The 20707-nt window shown below is 47.8% G+C and carries 19 protein-coding genes and 1 other annotated feature; of the genes, 18 read left to right on the top strand and 1 reads right to left on the bottom strand.

Annotation, left to right across the window (positions count from 1 at the left end; genetic code table 11):
* Positions 1 to 27: 27 nt before the first annotated feature.
* The 8 genes from hemA to ysxE all read left to right on the top strand — a co-directional run bounded on the left by hemA (position 28) and on the right by ysxE (position 9348).
* Positions 28 to 1395, top strand: coding sequence for a glutamyl-tRNA reductase (gene hemA / locus NYE38_RS13640; protein ID WP_003152628.1), 1368 nt, complete (start codon positions 28 to 30; stop codon positions 1393 to 1395).
* 7 nt (positions 1396 to 1402) lie between these two features.
* Positions 1403 to 2233: a cytochrome c biogenesis protein gene (locus NYE38_RS13635; protein ID WP_007408154.1), complete on the top strand. Its 831-nt coding sequence runs from the start codon at positions 1403 to 1405 to the stop codon at positions 2231 to 2233.
* Between the two features lie 34 nt (positions 2234 to 2267).
* Positions 2268 to 3209, top strand: a complete 942-nt coding sequence (hemC, locus tag NYE38_RS13630) for a hydroxymethylbilane synthase (RefSeq protein ID WP_012118114.1) — start codon at positions 2268 to 2270, stop codon at positions 3207 to 3209.
* Complete coding sequence (locus tag NYE38_RS13625; RefSeq protein WP_017418290.1) at positions 3199 to 3978, top strand: uroporphyrinogen-III synthase; 780 nt, start codon at positions 3199 to 3201, stop codon at positions 3976 to 3978. The genes hemC and NYE38_RS13625 overlap by 11 nt, the downstream gene beginning before the upstream one ends.
* Positions 3979 to 3983: 5 nt before the next feature.
* Complete coding sequence (gene hemB / locus NYE38_RS13620; protein ID WP_025649692.1) at positions 3984 to 4958, top strand: porphobilinogen synthase; 975 nt, start codon at positions 3984 to 3986, stop codon at positions 4956 to 4958.
* A gap of 28 nt (positions 4959 to 4986) precedes the next feature.
* Complete coding sequence (gene hemL / locus NYE38_RS13615) at positions 4987 to 6276, top strand: glutamate-1-semialdehyde 2,1-aminomutase (RefSeq protein WP_025649691.1); 1290 nt, start codon at positions 4987 to 4989, stop codon at positions 6274 to 6276.
* Between the two features lie 132 nt (positions 6277 to 6408).
* Complete coding sequence (locus NYE38_RS13610) at positions 6409 to 8292, top strand: LysM peptidoglycan-binding domain-containing protein (RefSeq protein ID WP_117363995.1); 1884 nt, start codon at positions 6409 to 6411, stop codon at positions 8290 to 8292.
* 33 nt (positions 8293 to 8325) lie between these two features.
* Positions 8326 to 9348, top strand: a complete 1023-nt coding sequence (gene ysxE, locus NYE38_RS13605; RefSeq protein ID WP_025649689.1) for a spore coat protein YsxE — start codon at positions 8326 to 8328, stop codon at positions 9346 to 9348.
* Positions 9349 to 9362: 14 nt separating this feature from the next.
* On the opposite strand, the gene NYE38_RS13600 is transcribed toward ysxE, so the two are convergent.
* A complete protein-coding gene (locus tag NYE38_RS13600; RefSeq protein ID WP_003152639.1) occupies positions 9363 to 9554 on the bottom strand; it encodes a hypothetical protein in 192 nt (63 codons plus the stop codon).
* Between the two features lie 172 nt (positions 9555 to 9726).
* Positions 9727 to 9948, top strand: a binding site (T-box leader).
* Positions 9949 to 10006: 58 nt separating this feature from the next.
* Between NYE38_RS13600 and NYE38_RS13595 the strand changes: the two genes are divergently transcribed.
* The 10 genes from NYE38_RS13595 to minC all read left to right on the top strand — a co-directional run bounded on the left by NYE38_RS13595 (position 10007) and on the right by minC (position 20706).
* Positions 10007 to 12649, top strand: a complete 2643-nt coding sequence (locus NYE38_RS13595; protein ID WP_017418286.1) for a valine--tRNA ligase — start codon at positions 10007 to 10009, stop codon at positions 12647 to 12649.
* A gap of 58 nt (positions 12650 to 12707) precedes the next feature.
* A complete protein-coding gene (locus NYE38_RS13590; RefSeq protein ID WP_017418285.1) occupies positions 12708 to 14000 on the top strand; it encodes a folylpolyglutamate synthase/dihydrofolate synthase family protein in 1293 nt (430 codons plus the stop codon).
* Positions 14001 to 14140: 140 nt separating this feature from the next.
* Positions 14141 to 14893 carry an A24 family peptidase gene (locus tag NYE38_RS13585; protein ID WP_167340805.1) on the top strand — a complete coding sequence of 251 codons (753 nt, stop codon included), beginning with the start codon at positions 14141 to 14143 and terminating at the stop codon, positions 14891 to 14893.
* 126 nt (positions 14894 to 15019) lie between these two features.
* Entirely contained in the window at positions 15020 to 16021 is a 1002-nt protein-coding gene (locus tag NYE38_RS13580; RefSeq protein WP_025649687.1) for an SPOR domain-containing protein, read from the top strand.
* 140 nt (positions 16022 to 16161) lie between these two features.
* A complete protein-coding gene (locus tag NYE38_RS13575) occupies positions 16162 to 16731 on the top strand; it encodes a Maf family protein (RefSeq protein ID WP_012118105.1) in 570 nt (189 codons plus the stop codon).
* A 31-nt stretch (positions 16732 to 16762) separates the two neighbouring features.
* The gene (radC, locus tag NYE38_RS13570; protein WP_007408165.1) at positions 16763 to 17458 is read left to right on the top strand and encodes a DNA repair protein RadC; all 696 of its coding nucleotides are present in this window, start codon (positions 16763 to 16765) and stop codon (positions 17456 to 17458) included.
* 91 nt (positions 17459 to 17549) lie between these two features.
* Complete coding sequence (mreB, locus tag NYE38_RS13565; RefSeq protein WP_003152647.1) at positions 17550 to 18563, top strand: cell shape-determining protein MreB; 1014 nt, start codon at positions 17550 to 17552, stop codon at positions 18561 to 18563.
* Positions 18564 to 18593: 30 nt separating this feature from the next.
* Positions 18594 to 19457, top strand: coding sequence for a rod shape-determining protein MreC (mreC, locus tag NYE38_RS13560; protein WP_016938781.1), 864 nt, complete (start codon positions 18594 to 18596; stop codon positions 19455 to 19457).
* A complete protein-coding gene (gene mreD / locus NYE38_RS13555) occupies positions 19454 to 19972 on the top strand; it encodes a rod shape-determining protein MreD (RefSeq protein ID WP_007408167.1) in 519 nt (172 codons plus the stop codon). The genes mreC and mreD overlap by 4 nt, the downstream gene beginning before the upstream one ends.
* A gap of 53 nt (positions 19973 to 20025) precedes the next feature.
* Positions 20026 to 20706, top strand: coding sequence for a septum site-determining protein MinC (minC, locus tag NYE38_RS13550; protein WP_003152653.1), 681 nt, complete (start codon positions 20026 to 20028; stop codon positions 20704 to 20706).
* Position 20707: the final 1 nt, after the last annotated feature.

Genomic DNA, 20707 nt, shown 5'->3' with positions numbered 1-20707 from the left:
TGCGATGTACGGGGGTGCATGAAAGCGATGCATATTCTTGTTGTGGGAGTAGATTATAAATCCGCCCCTATTGAAATACGCGAAAAAATAAGTTTTCAGCCGGATGAGCTTGCAGAAGCGATGCTCCGTTTAAAAGAAGAAAAAAGCGTTCTTGAAAACATTATCGTGTCAACCTGCAACCGCACCGAAATATATGCGGTGGTCGACCAGCTCCATACCGGCCGTTATTATATAAAAACATTTTTATCCGAATGGTTCTCGCTGCCGAAAGAAGAGCTGTCTCCGTTTCTGAAATTTTATGAGAGCGACGCGGCGATCGAGCATTTATTCCGTGTGGCGTGCGGCTTGGATTCCATGGTCATCGGAGAAACGCAAATACTCGGCCAGGTCCGCTCGAGCTTTAAAACGGCGCAGGCAGAAAAGACGATCGGCACCATTTTCAATGAGCTGTTTAAACAGGCGGTGACCGTCGGCAAACGCACGCATGCCGAAACCGATATCGGCGCCAATGCCGTTTCCGTCAGTTACGCCGCCGTTGAACTCGCGAAAAAAATCTTCGGCTCATTGTCAAATAAGCACATTTTGATTCTCGGTGCGGGAAAAATGGGCGAGCTCGCCGCAGAAAACCTGCACGGTCAGGGCATCGGCAAAGTAACGGTCATCAACAGAACGTTTTTGAAGGCAAAAGCGCTTGCTGACCGTTTCTCCGGAGAAGCGCGCAGCTTAAACCAGCTTGAACATGCACTTGCTGAAGCTGATATTTTAATCAGTTCGACAGGCGCAAGTGATTTCGTCGTGTCCAAAGAAATGATGGAGAGAGCGGGCAGACAGCGGAAAGGCCGTCCGTTATTTATGGTGGATATCGCTGTGCCGCGAGACCTCGATCCGGCGCTTAACGATCTTGAAGGTGTTTTTCTGTACGATATTGATGACCTTGAAGGAATCGTTGAAGCTAACTTACAAGAACGCCGTGAAACCGCTGAAAAAGTCGAGCTGTTTATTGAAGCGGCAATTGTTGAGTTTAAGCAGTGGCTTAATACGCTCGGCGTCGTGCCGGTCATTTCGGCGCTGCGTGAAAAGGCGCTGTCCATCCAGTCCGATACGATGCAGAGCATTGAGCGCAAGCTGCCTCATCTGACGGTAAGAGAGAAAAAACTTCTCAGCAAACATACGAAAAGCATCATTAACCAAATGCTGCGCGACCCGATTCTGAAAGCGAAAGAGCTTGCGGCTGAAGCGGATTCAGATGAAAAGCTGAAGCTGTTTATGCAGATATTCGATATTGAGGAAGAGGCCGGCCGCCAGCTGGACAAAAGCCTGGATAACCGCCAGACGGTTCATTCGTTTCAAAAGGCAGAAGCAAAAACGGGCTTACGTCCGCTTGTAAGTGAGTGAGGGCTGTATGATTGATACAGCAATGGCAAGACTTAATGAAGCGACAATTGTTATTTATGCAGTAAGCGTCCTTTTTTACTTTATAGATTTTCTTCAACACAACCGGAAGGCTGGGAAAATGGCCTTCTGGTTGCTTTCTATTGTCTGGACTCTGCAAACCGTCTATCTTTCTTATTTCATGTGGCAGACGGGCAGATTTCCGGTCTTGAATATTACAGAGGCCCTTTACTTTTATGCGTGGGTGCTTGTCACGCTCTCACTTGTGGTCACGCAGATTCTGCGCGTTGATTTTATCGTATTTTTCACGAATGTCATCGGTTTCTCGATGATTGCGATCCATACGTTTTCACCGACGGATCAGCATTCGGCCGCTTTTTCCGGCCAGCTGGTCTCAGAGCTTTTGGTCATTCATATTACAATGGCGATTCTGTCTTACGGCGCTTTTTCCCTTTCTTTTGTCTTTTCGCTTCTTTATCAGTTTCAATATTCTTTATTAAAGAAGAAAAAGTGGGGAAAATGGCTGTTGAGAATTGAAGATTTGTCAAAACTTGATTATATGGCTTACGTTTTAAATGTCATCGGGGTTCCGATGCTGCTGTTGAGCCTGATATTAGGCGTGATCTGGGCGTATGTGTCGCTGGAAACGCTGTACTGGTTTGATTCAAAAGTGCTCGGTTCGTTTATTGTGCTGCTTTTATACAGCTACTATTTATATATCAGAATGATTAAGGAACTGCAGGGAAAAGTGGCGGCGTTATGGAATTCAGCATGTTTTCTCGTGCTGATGATTAATTACTTCCTGCTCGGAAGCCTGTCGCAATTCCATTGGTTCAGTTAACGCACGCGCCCAAACAGATTCGGGAGGAAAGAAAATGAGAACGATTAAGGTAGGTTCCAGACGGAGCAAACTGGCTATGACCCAGACAAAATGGGTGATTAACAAACTGAAGGAATTGAACCCTTCCTATAACTTTGAAATCCGGGAGATTGTCACAAAAGGCGACCGCATCCTTGATGTTACACTGTCAAAAGTGGGCGGCAAAGGTTTGTTTGTCAAAGAGATTGAACAGGCGCTGCTGCATCAGGAGATTGATATGGCGGTTCACAGCATGAAAGACATGCCCGCCGTTTTGCCTGAGGGTCTTGTCATAGGCTGCATACCGAAACGTGAGGATCCGCGTGATGCGCTGATTTCAAAGGGGCATCAAAAGCTGGACGGCATAAAAGAAGGGGGCATCATCGGCACCAGCAGTTTAAGAAGAAGCGCCCAGATTCTTGCTGAACGCCCTGATCTTACAATTAAGTGGATCAGAGGCAATATCGATACGAGACTTCAAAAGCTTGAAACGGAAGATTACGATGCTATTATTTTAGCGGCTGCGGGACTTTCGAGAATGGGCTGGAAAGATGATGTCGTATCTGAATTTCTCGAACCGGACCGCTGTCTGCCTGCGGTCGGCCAAGGCGCTCTTGCCATTGAATGCAGAGAGTCGGATGAGGAGCTTTTGAAGCTGTTTGCGCAATTTACCGATGAGTATACGCAGCGCACGGTGGCAGCCGAACGGGCTTTCTTACACGCGATGGAAGGCGGCTGCCAAGTGCCGATAGCCGGGTATGCGTCCGTCAATGACCGGGATGAGGTTGAATTGGTCGGTCTTGTCGCGTCTCCGGACGGAAAGACGATTTATAAAGAAACAGCGGCGGGACATGATCCGGAAGAAATCGGGAAACGCTGTGCGGCGATGATGTCTGAAAAAGGAGCCAAAGCATTAATCGACAGCGTGAAACAGGAGCTCGATCAGGATGGCAAATGACCTTCCTTTACAAGGAAAGACCGTGCTCGTCACCCGGAACAAAAGACAGGCCGCACCGTTCCGAAAAAAAGTGGAGGCGCTCGGCGGAACGGCTGTTTCCGCTTCGCTGATCGCTTTTCAGGAAGCGCTCCCGGATGAATGTGCGGACAGTCTCCGGGAAGACCTTTCTGAGCCGGGATGGCTTGTGTTTACAAGCGTAAACGGTGTCCGGTTCTTTTTTTCCTATCTTGATCGGCACGGTCTTGCGCTTTCGCGACGGAAAAAAATCGCAGCCGTCGGTGAAAAGACTGCGCGCGCCCTGAAAGAGCGGGGAGCCCGGACGGATGCGATGCCTGACGAGTATGTGGCGGAATGTCTGGCTGATACTTTAAAACGGCACGCATCAGCTGCCGAACCCATTTCAGTGATAAAGGGCAATTTATCACGCGATGTCATAAAAGCGGAGCTTGAGCCGCTTGGCTATCAAATAAGGGAATGGGTGTTATACAATACCATTCAGGATGAAAAAGGCATGGACGAGCTGAGACGGGCTGCATCCCGCTCTCATTTTGATTTTATTACGTTTACCAGCTCATCGGCGGTGCATACGTTTATGCACGCGGTCGGAGACGGAGAAAAAGCGTGGGAAAACAGCGGTGCGAGCTATATCAGCATCGGCCCTTTGACAGAGAAAGCGCTCTTGGAATACGGGATCTCATCCCATGTGCCTGACATCTATACGATTGAAGGCATGCTGGACGTCATGTGCAGCATGTCGGGAAAGGATTGATAATGATGAATCAAACATTTAACAGACACCGCCGTTTGCGCGTGAACGCTGAGATGAGAGATTTAGTAAAAGAAACACGTCTTCACCCTTCAGATTTTATTTACCCGTTATTTGTCGTTGAAGGACTTGAAGGAAAAAAAGAAGTTCCTTCCATGCCGGGGGTTTATCATGTATCACTCGATTTGTTAAAGGATGAAATGGCTGAGCTGATATCGCTCGGCATTAAGTCGGTCATCGTTTTCGGCGTGCCGGAAGAAAAAGACGCCTGCGGAACCCAGGCTTTTCACGATCACGGCATTGTGCAGAAAGGGATTGCTGAAATTAAAAAGCATTATCCTGAAATGATCGTAATCGCTGATACGTGTCTCTGTGAATACACGGATCACGGCCATTGCGGCGTCGTGAAAGACGGAGAAATCTTAAATGACGAGTCGCTTGAGCTGCTGGCGCAGACAGCCGTCAGCCAGGCCAAAGCAGGCGCTGACATCATCGCTCCTTCAAATATGATGGACGGTTTTGTCACAGTGATCAGAGAAGCGCTCGACAAAGAAGGATTCACGAATATTCCGATCATGTCTTATGCCGTGAAATATTCAAGTGAATTTTACGGTCCGTTCCGCGACGCGGCTGACAGCACGCCGCAGTTCGGAGACCGAAAAACATATCAGATGGATCCGGCCAACCGCTTGGAAGCGCTCCGTGAGGCTGAATCAGACGCGGCAGAAGGCGCTGACTTTTTAATCGTCAAACCGTCTATGTCATACTTAGATATTATGCGTGATGTGAAAAACCGCCATCACCTGCCGCTGGTCGCATATAATGTGAGCGGGGAGTATTCCATGGTGAAAGCGGCAGCCCAAAACGGCTGGATTAAAGAAAAAGAAATGGTGCTGGAAATTTTAACGAGCATGAAACGTGCAGGAGCCGATCTGATTATGACGTATCATGCAAAAGACGCAGCAAAATGGCTTGCTGAGTAACGATTTCATTTGACGGGAGCTGAGGCAGATGAGAAGCTATGAAAAATCAAAAGCCGCTTTTAAAGAAGCGCAGAAACTGATGCCGGGCGGAGTGAACAGCCCGGTGCGCGCGTTTAAATCAGTTGATATGGACCCGATCTTTATGCAGCGCGGAAAAGGATCGAAAATTTTTGATATTGACGGCAATGAATATATCGACTACGTCCTGAGCTGGGGGCCGCTCATTTTGGGCCACACAAATGACCGGGTCGTTGAAAGCCTGAAAAAAGTAGCCGAGAACGGGACAAGTTTCGGGGCATCTACTGAGGTGGAAAACGAACTGGCCAAATTGGTCATTGACCGTGTGCCGTCTGTTGAAATCGTGCGGATGGTCAGCTCCGGCACAGAGGCGACAATGAGCGCCCTGCGTCTGGCAAGAGGATATACCGGCCGCAACAAAATTTTGAAATTCGAAGGCTGTTACCACGGCCATGGCGATTCGCTGCTGATCAAAGCGGGATCCGGAGTGGCGACACTCGGCCTTCCGGACAGCCCGGGCGTGCCGGAAGGAATAGCAATGAATACGATTACCGTTCCATACAACGACTTGGAAAGCGTTGCACTCGCATTCCGGGAGTACGGTGAAGATATTGCCGGGGTCATTGTTGAACCGGTAGCAGGCAATATGGGCGTTGTTCCGCCGCAGGAAGGCTTTTTACAAGGACTTCGCGACATTACGGAACAGTATGGCGCGCTGCTCATTTTTGATGAGGTCATGACCGGTTTTCGCGTGGATTATAACTGTGCGCAAGGGTATTTCGGCGTGACGCCTGACTTAACGTGTCTCGGCAAAGTCATCGGCGGCGGTCTTCCTGTCGGTGCGTATGGCGGAAAAGCTGACATTATGGAACGAATCGCGCCGAGCGGTCCGATCTACCAGGCGGGAACATTGTCAGGAAATCCGCTTGCCATGACAGCGGGACTTGAGACGCTACAGCAGCTCACACCTGAATCTTACCAAGAATTTGTGAAAAAAGGCGATATGCTTGAAGAAGGCATTTCAAAAGCAGCTGCAGCACATGGCATTCCGCACACGTTTAACCGGGCGGGTTCCATGATCGGCTTCTTTTTCACAAATGAGCCTGTCATTAACTATGAAACAGCCAAATCTTCTGATTTAAAGCTGTTCGCCAAATATTATAAAGGGATGGCCGACGCAGGCGTATTTCTGCCGCCGTCTCAATTTGAAGGATTGTTTCTCTCCACTGCGCATACAATGGAGGATATTGAAAAAACCATTGAAGCCGCTGAGAAAGTGTTCCAGGCGATCAGCCGCTGATACCGAAAAGCCGATGCAAGCAAGACTTGTATCGGCTTTTTTCAATGCCTCCATTATCATATTTTTCCGGATTGCGGCATACACCTTTAGTGACATCTAATTGTATGGATTAGATGAAAGGAGGATATGAACTTGCCGCATAATCACCGATTGCAATTTTCTGTTGAAGAATCAATCTGTTTCCAAAAAGGACAGGAAGTTTCTGAATTACTTTCGATTTCATTAGACCCTGACATCAGGGTGCAGGAAGTAAATGATTATGTCTCAATTAAAGGATCATTAGAACTTACTGGCGAGTACAACATAGATCACAGCAGTCATTTTGAAGAGCTTGATAGGGAGCTGAGGCATGTAGAGGAAGTGAGGGCGAGGGAGGATGGCACGGCCGAGCTCATTCATTGTTTCCCGGTGGACATCACGATTCCGAAAAATAAAGTGAGCCACCTCAATGATGTTTTCGTATTTATTGATGCCTTTGATTATCAGCTGACGGATTCAAGGATCTTAACCATTCAAGCTGATTTGGCAATTGAAGGGCTGCTTGAGGAATCCGAGCCAAAAGAGCCGGAGATCCCTTTGTACGTGGCGCCTGAATTTGCCAGAGAAGAAATGATCAATCTTGCCGGACATTATTCTGAGGACGAAAACGAACCAGAATTAATGATACGCCATGAGCCTGAAATACCTTTGACTGTATCAGAAGAAGCAGCACAAGAAACCGAGAAGAACGAGGAAGAAACTCCGCCTTTACTCAGGCAGGAGGAAGAAGAGCTGGAGACTGCTCCGATTCTGAGGGAACGGGAAGAAGAGCCGGAGACTGCCCCTATTCTGAGGGAGCGGGAAGAAGAAGAGCCGGAGACTGCCCCTATTCTGAGGGAGCAGGAAGAAGAAGAGCCGGAGACTGCCCCTATTCTGAGGGAGCAGGAAGAAGAAGAGCAAGAAACTGCCCCGATTCTGAGGGAGCGGGAAGAAGAAGCGCAGGAAGCTGCCCCGATTCTGAGGGAGCGGGAAGAAGAAGAGCCGGAGACTGCCCCGATTCTGAGGGAGCGGGAAGAAGAAGAGCAGGAAGCAGCCCCGATTCTGAGGGAGCGGGAAGAAGAAGAGCATGAGACTGCCCCGATTCTGAGGGAGCGGGAAGAAGAAGAGCATGAGACTGCCCCGATTCTGAGGGAGCAGGAAGAGGTGCCGAAACCTGTTTCCTTTACTGAGCCTCCTCCTCCCGTTTCCTTTCAACACGAAGAAGAGCCGGAAGAAGCTGAGGAGCCTGCAATCATGTCGGCTGTGAGGAATGAACCTGTATTTGAGGATGATTCAGCAGAAGTGCAGGAAGAGCCAAAAGATGATAACGAGCCGGTTTTCCCTGCGTTCACTCTGACTCCGCATGCAGAAAAACCAAAAATTGCGGAACAGCCCTTCCTTCAAAAAGAAGAGCAGCCAGAGGCCGAGCCGCTTCTCCGTCAGAGCGATCATGAGGCGGCAGAAGACGAAGATGAGCCTGCGGTTTTTCAAGAAGAGCAGGCGCCCGTTTATCGCGAGTTCGTTCCGGAACAGCAGGAAGAGGAGTTTTACAGCGCTCCTAAGCTGCTTGAAGAAGAGGCTCATGATGAAGAAGGGTTTGAAATTGAGGTAAGGAAGATGGCGCAGCCGGAGGAGGAAACCGGGAAGCCTCTCGATTTGTCATTTCAGTTTTCCAAACTGCAGCCTGAGGAGCCGGCGCAAGCTGAACCGCCTGAGCCGCTTAAGTCTGAAAGAAAGAATGAAGAAGCGGCACCGGGAACCGAGCAGAAGGAAAATGACAACTCTCATTACTTGACAAAATTATTTACAAGGGAAGAAGAAAAGTTTTCAAGAATGAAAATTTGTATCGTACAGCAGCAAGATACTATCGACCGGGTGTGTGAACGATATGACATAACATCCCAGCAGCTCATCAGAACGAATGCTTTATCGTTTGATGACGAGCTTGAAGAAGGTCAGCTTCTGTATATACCTGAATATAATAACAGCCATGCGTAAGCACAAAGAGGCCGTAAAAATGTGGTGAATGGAATGGAAGCAGTCCAATCAGTGCTTCAGGAATACGGGCTGGCGGCAGAGTATATTGAGCCTGTCAGCCCGCATGTTTGGAAGGTCTACTCAAACTACGGCATTTTTGCTTTGAAACAGCTCAAGCCGGCCCGCAGCAGTGAATTTACGGATCTTATGATTGAGATTGAGGAGAAGGGCTACCGATCATTTGTGCCGATCTGCCGCACGTATGCCGGCGATTTTTTTGCGGGAAGACAGACGGAGAATTCTTATTATTTAATGCCTTGGCTTCAGTACGATCAGGAAGAGGAACGGGATCAAAAACATGTTTACCTTTTTAAAGAGGTCGCGAAGCTCCATTCCGCGACTGTGCGGGACATCCAAATCCGGACTGAAGATATCAGCGGCTTTTATGAAGCAACGAAAAGAGATTGGGAAAATGATAAGCTTGTCTATGAACAATTCGCCGACCGGGCGGAAAAAGAGTGGTACCTTTCACCTTTTGAACTGCAGGCTGTTACGTATCTTACAGAAACGGTTTCCGCCGTCAATTTTGCTCTGGAACGTCTGGAAGAATGGTTTGAGGCGGCAAAGGACCATGACAAGACGAGAGCGGTGATCAACCACGGCAGCTTATCGAGCCGCCACTTTCTGTATAATGATGCGGGATCGGGCTTTTTCACGAATTTCGAGAAAGCTGCGCTGGGCCCTCCGCAAAACGACCTGCTCGGCTTTTACTCCAGAATGTTCAGAAGCTATCCGAAAGCATGCCCGGAGTGTCTGGACTGGTTTTATACGTATCACAAATTATTCCCGCTCCGTGAAGCGGAAATCAGCCTGTTTCTCAGCTATATGGCTTATCCGTCCGCCATGTACAAAGTGCTGAAACGGTATCAGACCGGCCAAAGGGGCTCTGAAAAAGAAGAGTGCACGCAATTATTAAGAGCGTTTTGGCAGATGAAAAATGTTGAGCCTTTTCTCATGAAGGTTCATCAGATTGAGCGGGAGAAAAAAATAAAAGCGGAAAACGAGTCCTCTTCATAACGGGACTCGTTTTTTTATATCCATTCCAAATGCAGGGCGCACGCTAAAAACAGCAGGATGGCAAGCAGCAGGACATCAAAAGTCGTCGGAAAGAAAATCGTCCTGATCCCCTGAAAGATCGTAATCGGGATAATGACTTGCACGGATACAAGGCGGACCTGTCTGGCCCACTGGGGGAGCGAATAAGAATTGAATTTTTTTCTCACGGGCAATTCCTCCTCACATTCGCCTTTCTATGTATCGTATGTAAGGGAAAGGGCGGGGTGCATGCCCATTTATGTATGACGGCAGCGGTTTTTGGAAAAGATGATTGACGAATCAAAAACACTTTTACTATAATAAAGAACATAATAAATAAGATCATGAGCTGATATAAATACACCTGCTTTGAACGGGAAGAGTACAAGAAAGACGCATGAAGAGAGAGAAGCTACTGTGCTGAAAGGCTTCTTATGCCGTCTCATTGGAAGGTCGCCCGGGAGCATAATTTCTTGAACATACAGTAGAGAAATTCGGGCCGCACCCGTTATCCGTTTAAGTGCATGAACAAATCTGTTCATGAAAAAAGGTGGTACCGCGAAAGAGCTTTTCGTCCTTTATCAGGATGAAGGCTCTTTTTTAGTTGCTCAGCCATTTCTAAACATGCTGGAGGGTTATCATGGATACAAACGAACAAACAATGCCGACAAAATATGATCCGTCTGCGATTGAAAAAGGCCGCTATGATTTTTGGCTGAAAGGAAAATATTTTGAAGCGGGCAGCGATCAAACGAAACAGCCGTATTCTGTCGTCATTCCGCCGCCGAACGTGACGGGCAGGCTGCACCTCGGACATGCGTGGGATACGACGCTGCAAGATATCGTTACGCGTATGAAACGCATGCAGGGCTATGACGTGCTCTGGCTTCCGGGCATGGATCACGCCGGCATCGCCACTCAGGCAAAAGTCGAAGCGAAACTCCGCGAACAGGGCACAAGCCGTTATGACCTCGGCCGTGAAAAGTTTTTAGAAGAAACGTGGAAGTGGAAAGAAGAGTATGCTGATTTCATCCGCAGCCAATGGGCCAAGATGGGACTCGGACTCGATTATTCACGCGAACGTTTTACTCTTGATGAAGGGCTGAACAAAGCCGTGCGTGAAGTATTCGTCAAGCTGTACGAGAAAGGCTTGATTTACAGAGGCGAATATATCATCAACTGGGACCCTGCCACAAAAACGGCTTTATCCGATATTGAAGTGATTTACAAAGACGTACAGGGCGCGTTTTATCATTTGCGCTACCCGTTAGCAGACGGTTCAGGCTCAATTGAAATCGCGACCACCCGTCCGGAAACGATGCTTGGCGACACGGCTGTCGCGGTTCATCCTGAAGATGAGCGCTACAAGCACTTAATCGGCAAAACGGTGATTCTGCCGATTACAAACCGCGAAATTCCGATCGTCGGCGATGATTATGTTGATATGGAATTCGGATCAGGCGCTGTTAAAATCACGCCTGCCCATGACCCGAATGACTTTGAACTCGGAAACCGCCACAATTTAGAGCGGATTCTCGTCATGAATGAAGACGGAACAATGAATGAAAAAGCGCTGCAATATAACGGCATGGACCGGTTTGAATGCCGCAAAAAACTCGTCAAAGATCTTCAGGAATCCGGTGTTCTCTTTAAAATCGAAGACCATATGCATTCTGTCGGCCACAGTGAAAGAAGCGGCGCCGTTGTTGAGCCGTACCTGTCCACACAATGGTTTGTCAAAATGCAGCCGCTGGCCGATGCTGCGGTTGACCTTCAGTCAAAAGAAGAGAAAGTTCACTTCGTTCCTGACCGGTTCGAGAAAACGTACCTGCACTGGATGGGAAATATCCGTGATTGGTGTATTTCCCGTCAGCTGTGGTGGGGCCACCGCATCCCGGCTTGGTATCATAAAGAAACAAAAGAAGTGTACGTCGGCCTTGAGGCGCCTGAGGACAGTGAAAATTGGGAACAGGATTCAGACGTGCTTGATACATGGTTCAGCTCCGCGCTTTGGCCGTTTTCTACAATGGGCTGGCCTGATGAAAACGCTGAAGACTTTAAGCGGTATTACTCAACCGATGTTCTTGTGACAGGGTATGACATCATCTTCTTCTGGGTATCCCGGATGATTTTCCAAGGTCTTGAGTTTACCGGCGAGCGTCCGTTCAAAGACGTGCTGATTCACGGCTTAATCCGTGACGAGCAGGGCAGAAAAATGAGTAAATCCCTTGGGAACGGCGTGGACCCGATGGATGTCATCGACAAGTACGGAGCGGATTCCCTGCGCTATTTCCTGGCAACCGGAAGTTCACCGGGACAGGATCTCCGTTTCAGCTATGAAAAAGTGGAATCCACATGGAACTTCGCAAATAAAATTTGGAACGCCTCCCGTTTTGCATTAATGAACATGGACGGCATGACGTATGACGAGCTTGATCTGTCCGGTGAAAAATCAGTTGCTGATAAGTGGATCCTCACAAGACTGAATGAAACGATAGAAGACGTAACACAGCTTGCGGATCGTTATGAATTCGGTGAAGTCGGACGCCACCTGTACAACTTTATCTGGGACGATGTGTGCGACTGGTATATCGAAATGGCGAAGCTTCCGCTGTACGGGGAAGATGAAGCGGCGAAGAAAACAACCCGTTCTGTTCTGGCATACGTGCTTGACCAGACGATGCGTCTTCTTCACCCGTTTATGCCATTCTTAACGGAAGAAATCTGGCAGCACCTTCCTCATGAAGGCGAGTCAATCACGATCAGCTCTTGGCCGGTTCCGGTGCCGGAACATACGGATAAAGAGGCAGCGGCGGATATGAAACTGCTCGTCGAATTAATCCGTTCTGTCCGCAATATCCGGAGCGAAGTCAACACGCCGATGAGCAAGCAGGTTGAGCTTTACATTAAAACATCTACGGAAGACATTGCCGGCCGCCTTGAGAAGAACCGTTCTTACGTTGAACGCTTTACGAATCCGAGCACGCTGAAAATCGGGACGGATATCACTGCGGCAGACAAAGCGATGACAGCGGTCGTCACCGGAGCGGAAGTCATTCTGCCGCTTGAAGGGCTGATTAACATTGATGAAGAGATCGCCCGTCTGCAAAAAGAATTCGACAAGCTGACAAAAGAAGTCGAACGCGTTCAGAAAAAACTCGGCAACGAAGGATTCATTAAAAAAGCTCCTGAGCATGTCATTGAAGAAGAACGCGGAAAAGAGAAAGACTACACGGCAAAACGCGAAGCTGTCCGGCAGCGGATTGCAGAGCTGAAAGGCTGATAAAACAGCGGGGCGGTTTCCTAAGAAACCGCCTTGTCGTATAAAAGAGGGGATTTCATTGTTTAATACGTACAAAGAAGCGATCAGCTGGATTCACGGCAGACTCAAGTTCGGCGTTAAGCCGGGCCTTCTCCGTATGGAAAAGCTGATGGAAAAACTGGAACACCCGGAAAAGAACATTCGCGCTATTCATGTGGCGGGCACAAACGGCAAAGGATCGACCGTCGCTTTTATCCGTTCCGTGCTTCAAGAAGCCGGTTATACGGTCGGCACGTTCACATCGCCTTACATTATTACGTTTAATGAGCGTATCAGCGTCAACGGCACGCCGATTTCTGATGAGGAATGGAGAACGCTCGTTAATGACATAAAACCGATAGTCGATGAGCTTGATAAGACCGATGCCGGGACGGTGACAGAATTTGAAATCATTACAGCGTGTGCATTTTTATATTTTGCGAAGCGGGCTGATATCGATTTTGTCATTTTTGAAGCGGGACTGGGCGGCACATTTGATTCAACCAATATTGTGAATCCGCTTCTGTCGGTCATTACAAGTATCGGACATGACCATATGGCGATTTTAGGCAATACCATCGAGGAGATCGCCGGGCAGAAAGCCGGTATCATTAAAAATTCCATTCCGGTCATTACGGGCGTCAATCAGCCGGAAGCACTCGGCGTTATTGAAGCGGAAGCCGAAAAAAAGCAGGCTCCGTATCAGTCACTATATAAAACGTGCAGACTGTCTAATGAAGCGGCGCTTCCGTCCGGTGAAAGCTTTTCGCTGGAAACGGAAACGAAATGCTATGAAGACATTCAAACGTCGCTGATCGGCATTCACCAAAGGCACAATGCAGCATTGGCGATATTGGCCGCTGAATGGATGAATCGTCTGGGAGCCGCAGCCATTTCTGAAGAAGCGATGCGAAACGGTCTGAAAAAAGCTTCCTGGCCGGGCCGGTTTGAACGTCTTCAAAGCCGCCCTTTAGTGTTTGCGGACGGCGCACATAACGAAGAAGGCGTTGACACACTGACAGAAACGATCAGGCAGCGCTTTGCCGATAAAAACGTCCATGTCGTATTCAGCGCATTAAAAGACAAACCGTATCAGGAAATGATTAAAAAGCTTGAAACCGAAGCGGACTCTATTCACTTTGTATCATTTGACTTTCCGCGTGCTTCAAGCGCCGAAGCCCTTTACAATGCAAGCAGTTTAACGGATAAGAGCTTCGATGAGAACCCGGACAGTGTGAAAGAATGGATAGAACAAAAAGACGGGGCGGATGATGTCATCATCATTACCGGCTCCTTATATTTTATTTCAGAAATGAGAAAGCGGCTTATCTGACAGCCCCTCGGATGCCCGGCAGACCCTTTTCCGGTTTTGCCGGGTGTTTTTATGCTGAAAATATATTTTCAGCCATTTCAGTCATGGTGTTTTTCTTTGCTATAATCTGAGCCAGATTGATAGTAAAGGTGTGGTCTCTAGTGCTTTTGATTCTGTTTTTTCTCGGCTTGATTTTCGGTTCTTTTTTTTATACAGCAGCGTGCCGTATCCCGCTGCGAATCTCGGTTATTTCGACGCGTTCAGCCTGTTCGTTTTGCCGCTTGCCGCTCTCCTGGGGGGAGCTTGTGCCCGTCGTTTCCTATATTCTGCAAAGAGGCAGATGCAGAAACTGCCGTGCGAAGCTGTCGGTTATGTATCCGGCGGCGGAATGCTGGACGGCATGTTTATTCACGGCTGCAGGTATTCATTTCGGTTTCTCAAAAGAACTGTTAGTCGCGCTGTTATTTCTGTCTCTGCTCATGATTGTTACTATGACGGATCTGCAATATATGCTGATTCCTGACAAGGTTCTGCTGTTTTTTCTTCCGCTTTTCATCGCCGGCCGTATGTTTTCTCCGCTGGATTCATGGTATGCAGGGTTTGCCGGAGCCGTTTGCGGATTTTTTCTGCTTGTTTTTATCATGTTTGTCAGTAAAGGAGGCATCGGCGCAGGTGATGTGAAACTGTTTGGGGTGATCGGCCTGACGCTCGGCGTGAAGCTCGTGCTCATTGCATTCTTTCTTTCCGTTATGATCGGAGCCGTATACGGTATGTGCGCCGCAGCCCGGGGCAGGCTTGGTAAAAAGCAGCCATTTCCGTTTGCGCCGGCCATCTCAGCCGGGAGCGCTTTGAGTTATTTATACGGTGAAGAGCTGTTTTCGTTTTACATCAAGCTCGCTTCAGGAGGGGCTTGAAAAATTTGGCGAACGTTTTTTGGACAAGACGACAAAAGTCTTGTTCTTTTTTTTTTCGCCTATGCTAAAGTGTGAACCATGATCAGTTCAAGGTACGGCCAAGACGAATGCAAGGGGGAAGAGACGTTGAAAAAAAGGAAGAGCAAAAAGCACAGCAAAGCAAAAAACAATGCCCTTAAAGTAACCATTAACGGACAAGAAGAAACGATGTATGGACAAGAAGATGTGAAAGAAGGCGGGGAGAAAACCGTCACATTTTCAAATTGGGAGGAAACAAAAAAGGCGGAGCAGGAGACCGCCGCTTCCCATGAAGATCCGAAAGAAGAAGATTTCAATTGGGATCATGAGAAGAATTCTGAGGTATTTGAAGATGACCCGAAAGTCGTTCCGCCATACCAGAAGAAAAAAACAGGCCCTCATTTTCCGAAAAAAAAGCAGCCGTCTTCTCCAGTTAAAAAAGCGGTCACGACAATTGCCGTTGCGGCTGTTTTAGGCACCGGGCTCGGCCTTGTCGCCTTAAATATGTCGGGAAGTAAAGAAGCCTCCGCTCCGGCATCAGCTGACAAAGGTTCACAAGGGCAGACGGCGAAAGCGGGAGATGTTTCTAAAGACAAATCTGAAACAGCCGGTACAGGAGATGCGGAAACTTCAGAGGGAAACTATAAAACATATGCGGTGCAGGCCGGAAAATTTTCATCAGAAAAAGGAGCGCAAACGCTTGTTGACCAGCTGACTGAAAAAGGATACTCGGCCGTCTCTCTGGCTAAAGAAGACGGATACACATACGTGATCGCCGGGCTTGCAGCGGAAAAAAGCTTATCACAGCAATTGGGTCAGACACTGATAGACCATGATTTTGAGGCTTGGGGCGGTAAAGAGCTCAGCTTTGCGGTCGATTCAGGGCTGGAAGACTCTTTTAAACAAGCATCTGAGCTCTCCGCCAAAGCGATTACCGGCAAAGATCTTTCAAAAACGGAAGTGGCTGAAGCGGCAAAAACGGCAGACGGTGCAGACGCCGCTGACAAAAAGCAGAAAGAGGCCGTGCTTCAAGCGCTGAAAGAACTGGAAACGTCGGGTTCGGAATCCGGCTGGAAAGCCCAAAAAGAGCTTTTAAGTGTTGTAAAATAGTATCTCATTTCCCGTCATCCGGCGGGATTTTTTATTTTGTCATCAAAAAGTTATTTTTCTGAAATTGTGGTTGCCCGTTTGATTTGGTAGGATAGACAAGTATCTTTTTTTCTTAAGCAAACCCTGAAAGGATGACAATCATGACAAAACGCTTAATACTCGCATCACAATCTCCGCGAAGAAAAGAACTCCTTAATCTTCTTCAGATTCCTTACAGCATTATTGCAAGCCGCACAGAAGAAAAATTAAATCGAAACCTTTCGCCGGAAGAAAACGTCCAATGTTTGGCCGAGCAAAAAGCCGGTGCTGTATTGGCCGAAAATCCCGATGCAGTCGTTATCGGGGCTGACACGATGGTGTGCATAGACGGCGAATGCCTCGGCAAACCGCATGACAGAGAAGAAGCGGCACACATGCTGCGGAGGCTTTCCGGCCGAAGCCATCAAGTCATTACGGCGGTCAGCATTCAGACGCATGACCGGAAAGAAACGTTCTGTGACACGACGGAAGTGACGTTTTGGCCGCTCAGTGAAGACGACATACAGCTCTACATTGAAACAAAAGAACCGATGGATAAAGCAGGTGCATACGGCATCCAAGGAAAAGGCGCGCTTTTAGTGAAAAAAATAGACGGTGATTTTTATTCTGTCGTCGGGCTTCCTGTCGCTAAAACAATGAGAGCCTTGAAAGAATTTAATATAAAAGCTTGATGTTCAAACCGGGAAGGGGAACAAGGAGGGGTTGATCATCCGTGATCTGCCGTTAAAATTAAGAGATTTCCCCGAAAAAGAAAAACCGAGAGAGCGGCTTCTGCACTTCGGAGCCGAACATCTCTCTAACAATGAATTGCTCGCCATCCTGCTGCGGACGGGAACGAAACATGAGTCCGTCATGAACCTCGCTCACCGGCTGCTGCGGACGTTTGACGGGCTGCGACTGTTAAAAGGCGCCTCTGCCCAGGAGCTTTCCAGCATTCCGGGAATCGGCACGGTGAAAGCCGTTCAGATTCTTGCCGCAATTGAGCTGGGGAGCCGCATTCATAAGACATCCGCCGGGGAGCATTGCGTCATCCGCTCTCCGGAAGACGGGGCGAAGTATGTGATGGAGGATATGCGCTTTTTATCCCAGGAGCATTTTGTCTGTTTATATTTAAATACCAAAAATCAAGTCATTCATAAACGCACCGTTTTTATCGGAAGTCTGAATTCATCTATTGTCCACCCGCGGGAGGTGTTTAAAGAAGCTTTCAAACGATCCGCCGCGTCCTTCATTTGCGTTCACAATCATCCTTCAGGAGATCCTACACCGAGCAGGGAAGATATAGAGGTAACCAGGCGGCTTTTTGAGTGCGGAAATTTAATCGGCATCGAGCTGCTGGATCATTTGGTCATTGGTGATAAAAAATTTGTGAGTTTAAAGGAAAAAGGATATTTGTAACACTTTTTTTTTCGTTGATTTAAGATATAATAGATTTTATGAGTTTTTCCCTTTAGGGTATTTTTGCTTTAAGAAAGGAAGATACATACATATGTTCGGAATTGGTACGAGAGACCTTGGTATAGATTTGGGAACCGCGAATACGCTTGTGTTTGTTAAAGGTAAAGGAATCGTAGTGAGAGAGCCGTCTGTCGTTGCTCTGCAAACGGATACGAAGTCAATCGTTGCGGTCGGTAACGATGCGAAAAACATGATCGGAAGAACTCCGGGCAACGTGGTCGCGCTCCGTCCGATGAAAGACGGCGTTATCGCTGACTATGAAACAACTGCGACAATGATGAAATACTACATTAATCAGGCTGTGAAAAATAAAGGATTGTTTGCGAGAAAGCCTTACGTTATGGTGTGTGTGCCGTCAGGTATTACGGCCGTTGAAGAACGGGCGGTCATCGACGCGACAAGACAAGCGGGCGCACGTGACGCTTATCCGATTGAAGAACCGTTTGCGGCAGCAATCGGCGCGAATCTTCCTGTATGGGAGCCGACGGGCAGCATGGTCGTTGATATCGGCGGCGGAACAACTGAAGTGGCGATCATTTCTTTAGGCGGCATTGTCACGTCTCAGTCAATCCGCGTAGCCGGTGACGAAATGGACGACTCAATCATCAGCTATATCAGAAAAACATATAATCTGATGATCGGTGACCGTACGGCGGAAGCTATTAAAATGGAAATCGGTTCAGCAGAAACCGGTGAAGAAAATGCGTCAATGGAAATCCGCGGCCGCGATCTTCTGACAGGTCTGCCGAAAACGATCGAAATCACGGGAACGGAAATTGCAAATGCACTGCGTGATACAGTTCTCTCAATCGTTGACGCGGTGAAGAGCACGCTTGAAAAAACACCGCCTGAGCTGGCCGCTGACATTATGGACAGAGGTATTGTATTAACAGGGGGAGGCGCCCTGCTCCGCAATCTCGACAAAGTCATCAGCGACGAAACGAAAATGCCTGTTCTTATCGCTGAAGATCCGCTGGATTGTGTTGCGATCGGCACTGGAAAAGCACTGGAGCACATCCATCTTTTCAAAGGAAAAACAAGATAATCAGGAGTTAAATAGAAGAGGTGTATCACGATGCCGAACAAACGGTTAATGCTATTACTTCTGTGTATTATCATATTGGTGGCTATGATTGGATTCTCGCTGAAGAACGGCCGTAATACCACCTGGCCTGAAAAGCTGATCGGTGATACGACGGGAGTATTTCAAAACATTTTTCACACGCCTGCCGAATATTTTGCAGGGTTCTTCGGGGACATAAAAGACCTGAAAAACACGTACAAGGAAAACGAACGCTTAAGACAAAAGCTGGACGGACAGACACAATATGAAGCGAAGCTCCAAGAACTCAAAGATGAAAACAAGAAGCTGCGTGATGAACTCGGGCATGTCAAATCAATTTCCGACTATGATCCGATTTTAGCGACCGTTATCGCCAGAAACCCTGATCAATGGTACAAGCAGATCATGATCAATAAGGGAACGAAGCAGAAAGTGGCCAAAGACATGGCTGTCACGAACGAAAAGGGTGCGCTGGTCGGGAAGATCAAAAGCAGCGGACTCAACAGTTTCACATCCGCCGTTCAGCTGCTGAGTGATGTTGACCGCAATAACAGAGTGGCCACCAAAATCTCCGGCAAAAAGGGAAGCAAAGGCTACGGTTTAATTGAAGGGTATGATAAAAAGAAACAGACTCTGAAAATGACCATCCTTGAGCCGGATGAAAAACGTGAAGTGAAAAAAGGCGACCTCGTGGAGACATCCGGAACGGGCGGCGTATTTCCTCAAGGGCTGACGGTCGGGGAAGTGACCGATGTAGAATCAGATGCTTACGGCCTGACGAAAATCGCTTACGTGAAACCGGCTGCCAACCTGTACGATCTTGACCATGTCATCGTCGTGAACCGAAGCGTAGCAACAGGGGAGGAAGGATCGTGAAACGTTTCCTTCTCCCTTTGATTATGATTTTGGTCTTTTGTGCGGAAAGCATCTATACGGATCTGGTGCGTTTTCCTTTCGTTTCCGTCGAGCAGCAGGTCGTTCCGCATTTTCTTTTGCTTGCGCTGATTTTTATGTCCGCTTATATCAACCAAAAGCATGCGGTGATCTACGGTTTGATTTTCGGATTTCTTTATGACATCAATTATACGGGTGTTTTAGGCGTTTATATGTTTGGTTTTGCCGGTTTATGCTATCTGGCGGCCAAAGCGTTTAAAGTGCTGCAGACAAACGCCCTGATGGTCATTCTGGTCGCGGTGCTGAGCGTATGTGTGCTTGAATTTTACGTCTACGGCATTCAGACGTTAATCCGCAGCGGCACAATGACGTTTAACGATTTTGTCATTCAGCGGTTCTTGCCGACTGCTTTGCTGAATATTGCGGGGGCCGTTATATTAGTCCTGCCCTTCAGGCTGTTTTATATAAGTCTGAAGAAAGAATTAAGAGATGAGTAAAAAGGATTTTATCTTTTTTTGACGAAAAGAGTATGTTGTTGAGGTGAACATTGATGAAGACCAAAAAGCAGCAATATGTAACAATAAAAGGAACAAAAAACGGCTTAACATTGCATCTGGATGATGCGTGTTCTTTTGATGAGCTTCTCGATGGTCTTCAAAACATGCTGTCGATTGAACAATATACTGATGGCAAAGGCCAAAAAATCAGTGTTCATATTAAACTCGGGCATCGGTATCTGTATCAGGAACAGGCAGAGCAGCTGACTGATCTGATCGCGTCAAAGAAAGATTTAGTCGTGCATTCAATTGACAGTGAAGTCATCGCCAAAGAAGAAGCGCAGCGGATGAAAGAGGAGCAGGAAATTGTTTCGGTTTCCAAAATCGTCCGTTCGGGCCAGGTGCTTCACGTGACGGGAGATTTGCTTTTAATCGGAGATGTGAATCCCGGCGGTACGATCAGAGCCGGAGGAAATATATTTGTTCTCGGTTCATTAAAAGGGATTGCCCACGCGGGTTATAACGGAAATAACCGGGCTGTGATCGCCGCATCCGAAATGATGCCGACACAATTGAGGATCAATCACGTGTTAAATCGCTCCCCAGACCACATTCAAAAAGGGAACGACATGGAATGTGCTTATTTAGATACTGACGGAAATATGGTCATTGAACGCCTTCAGCAATTGGCTCATTTAAGACCTGATCTAACAAGGCTTGAGGGAGGAATGTGAA

Origin of the sequence: Bacillus sp. EU63, from assembly GCF_038592915.1 — a bacterium.
In the GTDB taxonomy this organism is placed as follows: domain Bacteria; phylum Bacillota; class Bacilli; order Bacillales; family Bacillaceae; genus Bacillus; species Bacillus velezensis.
Note: the sequence above shows the minus strand (reverse complement) of the source record. Positions and strands in the feature narration are given on the sequence as shown.